The sequence below is a fragment of the Achromobacter sp. genome, from assembly GCF_049647645.1.
Classification (GTDB): Bacteria; Pseudomonadota; Gammaproteobacteria; order Burkholderiales; family Burkholderiaceae_B; genus Achromobacter.
The window spans coordinates 1-6,251 of record NZ_JBARYB010000132.1 but is presented as its reverse complement, the minus strand read 5'-3'; the positions used below and the strand labels follow the sequence as shown (position 1 = coordinate 6,251).

The following is a 6,251-nucleotide window of genomic DNA, read 5'->3' as shown; positions in this document are numbered from 1 at the left end:
ATCCTGTGCCTGGCCTCGGCCGGCGGCCAGCAGGCGCCCGTGCTGGCCGCCGCCGGCGCCGACGTGACCGTGTTCGACGCGTCGCCGCTACAGTTGGCCCAGGACGAAATGGTCGCGCGCCGCGATGGCCTGGCGCTCAAGGCCGTGCAGGGCGACATGCGCGATCTCTCGGCCTTTGCAGACGCGTCCTTCGACGGCATCGTGCATCCGATCTCCAACCTGTATGTGCCCGACGTGCGGCCCGTGTGGCGCGAGTGCTTCAGGGTGCTCAAGCATGGCGGCAGGCTGCTCAGCAGCTTCTACAACCCGGTCGTGTTCGTCGGCGACCGCGCGCCGGAGCTGGCGGAACAGGGCTTGATCCGCCCGCGCTTCAAGTTGCCCTACTCGGATGTGCGCGACCTGACTGCGTCGGAGTTGGCCGAGAAGCAAGACCGGGGGGATGCCCTGGTATTCGGACACAGCCTGGGCGAGCAGATCGGCGGCCAGTTGGACGCCGGGTTCCTGCTCAAAGGGTTTTATGAGGATGAACAGCCCCAGCCGCGGTTCCTGATCGACCGATTCCTGCCGACCTTCCTGGCGACGCACGCCGTCAAGCCCTGAGGGCCAAGGGGCGCCGCTTGGGCGCCCCTTGCGTATCACTTGAACGGGTTGGAATCCGTCCCGTAGGCGCTGGCGCCGTAACCGCTACCCCCGACCTCCAGCGAGACCGAACTCGGATCGACGACGGCGGCCGTTCCCTTGTAGTGCATCACCATGCCCGGGAAGGCCATCACGGCTGCGACCATCAACAGCTGGATCACGATGAACGGCACCGAGCCCCAGTAGATCTGTCCGGTGGTGACGGGTTCGATCATCTTGCCCGTGACCCTGTCCTTGTAGCGGTCCCGCGGCGCCACCGATCGCAGATAGAACAGCGCGAAGCCGAAGGGCGGATGCATGAACGAGGTCTGCATGTTGACGGCCAGGATCACGCCGAACCAGATCAGGTCTATGCCCAGCTTGTCGGCCACCGGCCCCAGCAGCGGCACGATGATGAACGCCAGTTCGAAGAAGTCCAGGAAAAAGGCCAGCACGAAGGTCAGGATGCTGACCACGATCAGGAAGCCCCACTGCCCGCCCGGCAGGCCGGTCAGCAGATGCTCGACCCACAGGTCGCCGTTGACGGCGCGGAAGGTCAGGCCAAAAACGGTGGAACCCACCAGGATGAACACCACGAAGCAAGACAGCTTGGTGGTGGTGTCCATGGCCTGCTTGAGCAGATTCAGCGAAAGGCGGCGGCGCGCCACCGCCATCAGGATTGCGCCCACCGCGCCCATGGCGCCGCCCTCGGTCGGCGTGGCCACGCCAATGAAGATGGTGCCCAGCACCAGGAAGATCAGCGCCAGCGGCGGAATCATCACGAAGGTCACGCGTTCAGCCAGTGCCGACAACAGGCCCAGGCCCAGCGCCTTGTTGACCAGCGCGATGACAAAGGCCGTGGCGCCCCAAAATAACAGCGCCACCACGATGCGCTCGTCCATGGGTGCCGTGTGGTTCTCGACCCAGCGGCCCAGGAAATAGGCCGACACGGCGGAAATCGTCATCAGCACCAGCAGCGAACGTCCGCCGCGGCCGCCATTGGGCTCCTGGAAGCGGCGCGCCTCTTCGGGCAGCGCGGGCGCCGAGGCCGGTTTCAGCAGGCTCATGATGACGACGTAGACGATGTACAGGCCAGCCAGGATGAAGCCCGGCACCATGGCCGCGCGGTACATGTCGCCGATCGATCGTCCAAGCTGGTCCGCCAGGATGATCAGCACCAGCGAGGGCGGAATGATCTGCGACAGCGTGCCGGACGCGGCGATCACGCCGCTGGCCAGCTTCCGGTCATAACCGTTGCGCAGCATGATGGGCAGCGAAATCAGCCCCATGGAGATGACCGACGCCGACACCACGCCCGTGGTCGCGGCCAACATCGCGCCCACGAAGACCACCGCGATGGCCAGGCCGCCGCGGATCGAGCCGAACAGCTGGCCGATGGTCTCCAGCAGGTCCTCGGCCATGCCGGACCGCTCCAGCACCAGTCCCATCAACGTGAAGAATGGCACGGCCAGCAGCGTGTCGTTGGAAATGATGCCAAACACCCGCTGCGGCAGCGCCTGGAACAGCGAGGAATTGAGCAGGCCCAGCTCCATGCCGACCAGACCGAACAGGATGCCATTGGCCGCCAGCGCGAACGCGACGGGAAAGCCCAGCAGCAGAAAGATGATCAGCGTCGCGAACATGATCGGCGCCAGATTGGCAATGAGAAACTCCATGATCAGCGACCCTTCTTGTCCGATTCGTTCTGCGCGGCCGCTTCGCGCGCCTGCGCCTCGCGGGCGATCTCTTCTGCCAGATCTTCCTCGGCGCTCCTGGCGCCTTCGCGTTCGCGCGGATCGCGGCAGCGTCCCATCAGGAAGCCCACGCACTTGATGAGGTGTGACACGCCGGCCAGCACCAGCAGCGCAAAGCCCACCGGAATCAGCAGCTTGACCGGCCAGCGGATCAGCCCGCCCGAGTTGGAGGAGTGCTCGTTGCTGAGGTACGAATCCATGAACACCGGCCACGACAGGTACATGATCAGCAAGCAGGCCGGCAGCAGGAAGAACAGCACGCCGAAGATCTCGATCCCGATCTGGGCGCGGCGCGACAGCCGCGAGGAAATGATGTCCACCCTGACGTGGTCGTTTTTCAGCAGCGTGTAGCCCGCAGTCAGCAGGAACATGGCGCCGAACATGTACCACTGCAGTTCCAGCCAGGCATTGGAGCTGTCGTGGAAGACCTTGCGCATGATGGCGTTGCCGGCGCTGACCAGGACCACCAGCAGCGTGACCCAGGACACGACCCGGCCCATGCGCAGATTGATCGCGTCTATGCCACGCGACAAGGCGAGTAGTGCTTGCATCTGTTTTCCCCAGAATTGTTTCTAATCACGCACCTGCCCTACATCCAGCCCGTGGTGCCCCGGGCTTGAACCGAATCAGTCGTCTTCGCGGTGGTGCCGCAGCCAGGGCGTCAGCCGCCGTTCCAGCCACACCAGCAAGGCGAACAGCAGCATGCCCATCAGGGCCAGCATGAAGATCGCGGCGAATACCCGCACCGTATCGAAAGTGCCTTGGGCGCTCATGATCACGTAGCCCAAGCCCCGCTGCGACGACACGAATTCGCCGACGATGGCGCCGACCAGGGCCAGCGAGATCGAGACCTTCATGCCCGCCAGGATCGAGGGCAGCGCGCTGGGCAGCCGCACCTTGAAAAAGAAATCGCGGCGTGACGCCTTCAGCACGCGGCCCAAGTCCAGCACGTCCTGCGGCACCGAGCGCAGACCGTGGACGGTGTCCACGATCATCGCGAACACGGCGATCAGGAAGGCGATGGCGATCTTGGGCTCTGCGCCCGTGCCCATCCAGATCACGAACAAGGGCGCGATGGCGACCTTGGGCACGCTGTTCAGGGCCACGATCAGGGGATAGATGAAGCGTTCGAACCAGCGCGATCCCACCAGCATGACGGCAATCGCCACGCCGGCCAGCACCGCCAGCGCAAAGCCGGCCAGCGTGGTCATCAGCGTGTAGGCGGCATGGCCGGCGTACCAGCTCCATTCCGCCGCCAGTTCCAGCGCCACCTGGCCCGGCAGCGGCAGCATGATGGCCCGCACATGAAAAATCCGGGCGCCCGCCTCCCACAGCAGCAGGAACGCCAGTACCGACACCAGCCCCGCCATGCGCCGGCCCGCCCGTCTCAATAGCGCGCTCATCGGACGGCCTCCAGGCCGGACGCGGCGCGGGCGCCTTCGTCTATCAGGCCCATGTTCTGGAACATGCCGCGGATGTGCCGCACATACTCGCCGAATTGCGGTGTTTCGCGCAGCGCCAGCGGCCGGGGCCGCGGCAGGTCGATCTCGATGGTTTCGAGGATGCGGCCCGGGCGCGGCGAGAACACCATTACCACGTCGCCCAGGAATACCGCCTCGGCGATGCCGTGCGTCACGAACAGCACCGTGTTGCGCGTTTCCAGCCAGATCCGCTGCAGTTCGACGTTCATCTGGTCGCGCGTCAGCGCGTCCAGCGCGCCGAAGGGCTCGTCCATCAACAACAGTTTGGGATCGTCCACCAGCGCCCGGCAGATGGCGGCGCGCTGGCGCATGCCGCCGGACAGTTCGCGCGGGTAGCTATCGGCAAACTTCTCCAGGCCCGTCAGGGCCAGCAACGCGCGCACCTTGTCGGCATAGGCCGCCACCGGCTTGTGCGCGAGCTCCACCGGCAGCAGGATATTGCGCCGCACGCTACGCCATTCCAGCAGCGCGTCGCGCTGGAACACCATGCCCATGCCGTCCGGCGGCCCCTGCACCGGCACGCCCTCTACCCGCAAGTCGCCGCTGGAGACCGTCTCCAGGCCGGCCACGCAGCGCAGGAAGGTGCTCTTGCCGCAGCCGCTCGGTCCCAGGATGCTGACGAAGCGGCCGCGCGGCACTTCCACCGACACCGAGGCCAGCGCCTCCACGCCCGCGGCGCCGGGATAGCGCTTGCGCACGTCGCTTGCGGCCACGGCCCACTGCGTCATGGCTGCACCAGGCTGTCGTAGCGTTCCGGATGCACCAGATCGGGCGCATAGAACGAAGAGGCCTGGGCGCTGGCGCTGATCAGCCCGACCGTCGACAAGGTCGTGACGGCCTGAGCCCAATCCTGCGGCACGATCGCGCCCAGGCGCGCGCCCGCCGCCGGCTGGCCGAAGTACGGTTGCAAGGCGTCGATCTGCCCACGCAGCACCTTCTTGTCCAGGCGTGCCTGCGGCCGCTGCGCCAGGATGGCGGCGACCGCCTCGTCCTGGTGGCCGGCATAGATGTATTCCCAGGCGCGCGCGCTCACGCTGGCGAAACGCTCGATGGCATCGCGCCGCTGCGCCAGCTTGGATTCGTTGGCGAACAGGCCGAAGCTGGGCATGTTCAGGCCGAAGTCGGCGAAGCGCACCGCGCTGGAGGGGCGGTTCTGCGAGACCACGGGAAGAAAGAACGGGATGGTGGAGAACGCCGCGTCGGCCCGTCCCACCGCATAGGTCGACGCCTTGCTGGCGGCGTCCACGTTGATCAATTCCAGATCGCTCTTCTTGAGCTTGCCGGCGGCCAGGAAGGCGTCGATGAACGGCGCTTCCAGCGAGCCTGCGGTATAGGCCACCTTCTTGCCCTTGAGCTGTGCAGGCCCGGTGATGCCGGCGTCGGCAGGCACCAGCAGCCCGATGTCGCTCTGCCTGGCGAACACGGCCACCGCCTTGACCGGCATGCCTTTCTCGCGGGCGATCATGGCCGAGGCCAGGGCGGCATGCCCCAGGTCGAAGCTGTCGCCAGCGCCGACAATCTGCACCGTCGTCACCGAACCGTTGCCGTCCTCCAGCGACACGTCCAGGCCGGCCTGCTTGTACCAGCCCTTCTGCTGCGCCAGGTGGAATGCGCCGTGCACGCCCCAGGGCGTCCAGTCCAGCCGCACCCGCAGCGGCTCCAGGGCCTGCGACCAGGCGGGCGCGCTCAGCGCGACAGCAGCCAGGCCCAACAATGCGTTGCGCCAATTCCTTGCGAATACCGCGAGCATGATTTTCCCCGTTATGTGCCGCCACTGTGCGGCCGCGCCCGCGGCCGCCGGTACCACGGCGTGTTCAGTCGCCGCGGCCGAACCACCGCTTGATGCGCGCCCACAGCACGCTGAAGAACATGGCCGTGGGATTGAAGCTGGCCTGGGCCGGCGCCTCGCCCGCCGCGACGGGCCGGCGCAGCCGGGCTGTGACGTTGTTGCCGAAGTCCGCGATCATCCGGCGCACGAAGTCCTGCACCAAGCCGGACCGCGAAAACTGCGCCAGCGGCCCCTGCAGCGAATACAGCAGGTTCACGTGGACCTGCGTCTCGGTGGCCGACAACGCTTCCAGGCGATAGGTGATGTCGCCGTTGGCGCGCGACTGGCTGAGCGAGTCCTGCCCTGCCCCGCGGAACACCGCCTGCATGGCGGCATCGTCGCGTTCCAGGCGGGCCGCGCCATTGAAGGCGGCGGACATGGGACCGAACTTGATGGCGATCTTGCCCTTGACGCGGTCGCCCTCGTGCTCTTCGATCGAGGCGCCCGGCAGGCAGCTGGCCAGCGCCGGCAGATCCACCATGAAGGCCCAGACCTCGGCGGCCGGGAACGGCACCTTGAAGCCCCCGTCGATCTGGCTGCCGCGACCTTCCTTCTTGCCCGCTGCGGCAG

General features: G+C 66.6%; 7 protein-coding genes. 1 reads left to right on the top strand and 6 read right to left on the bottom strand.

Annotated features, from left to right (window positions below; translation table 11 throughout):
- Positions 1-600, top strand: a 600-nt coding sequence (locus WBB14_RS16050) for a class I SAM-dependent methyltransferase (RefSeq protein WP_424240720.1), incomplete at its 5' end; no start/stop codon positions are given.
- Between the two features lie 35 nt (positions 601-635).
- On the opposite strand, the gene WBB14_RS16045 is transcribed toward WBB14_RS16050, so the two are convergent.
- The 6 genes from WBB14_RS16045 to WBB14_RS16020 form a co-directional block, all read right to left on the bottom strand.
- Positions 636-2,294, bottom strand: coding sequence for a TRAP transporter large permease (locus WBB14_RS16045; protein ID WP_424240719.1), 1,659 nt, complete (start codon positions 2,292-2,294; stop codon positions 636-638).
- A 2-nt stretch (positions 2,295-2,296) separates the two neighbouring features.
- Positions 2,297-2,923 carry a TRAP transporter small permease subunit gene (locus WBB14_RS16040; protein WP_424240718.1) on the bottom strand — a complete coding sequence of 209 codons (627 nt, stop codon included), beginning with the start codon at positions 2,921-2,923 and terminating at the stop codon, positions 2,297-2,299.
- A gap of 75 nt (positions 2,924-2,998) precedes the next feature.
- Positions 2,999-3,775, bottom strand: coding sequence for an ABC transporter permease (locus WBB14_RS16035; RefSeq protein WP_424240717.1), 777 nt, complete (start codon positions 3,773-3,775; stop codon positions 2,999-3,001).
- Positions 3,772-4,581: an ABC transporter ATP-binding protein gene (locus WBB14_RS16030; protein WP_424240716.1), complete on the bottom strand. Its 810-nt coding sequence runs from the start codon at positions 4,579-4,581 to the stop codon at positions 3,772-3,774. The genes WBB14_RS16035 and WBB14_RS16030 overlap by 4 nt, the downstream gene beginning before the upstream one ends.
- Positions 4,578-5,603: an ABC transporter substrate-binding protein gene (locus WBB14_RS16025; RefSeq protein WP_424240715.1), complete on the bottom strand. Its 1,026-nt coding sequence runs from the start codon at positions 5,601-5,603 to the stop codon at positions 4,578-4,580. The genes WBB14_RS16030 and WBB14_RS16025 overlap by 4 nt, the downstream gene beginning before the upstream one ends.
- Positions 5,604-5,667: 64 nt before the next feature.
- Positions 5,668-6,251 (bottom strand): SRPBCC family protein (locus WBB14_RS16020; RefSeq protein ID WP_424240714.1); only part of this gene is annotated, 584 nt, incomplete at its 5' end.

Coding starts and splice junctions, on each gene's coding strand:
- WBB14_RS16040 (WP_424240718.1), bottom strand. CDS start 2,923: ATGCAAGCACTACTCGCCTTGTCGCGTGGCATAGACGCGATCAATCTG.
- WBB14_RS16045 (WP_424240719.1), bottom strand. CDS start 2,294: ATGGAGTTTCTCATTGCCAATCTGGCGCCGATCATGTTCGCGACGCTG.
- WBB14_RS16030 (WP_424240716.1), bottom strand. CDS start 4,581: ATGACGCAGTGGGCCGTGGCCGCAAGCGACGTGCGCAAGCGCTATCCC.
- WBB14_RS16035 (WP_424240717.1), bottom strand. CDS start 3,775: ATGAGCGCGCTATTGAGACGGGCGGGCCGGCGCATGGCGGGGCTGGTG.
- WBB14_RS16025 (WP_424240715.1), bottom strand. CDS start 5,603: ATGCTCGCGGTATTCGCAAGGAATTGGCGCAACGCATTGTTGGGCCTG.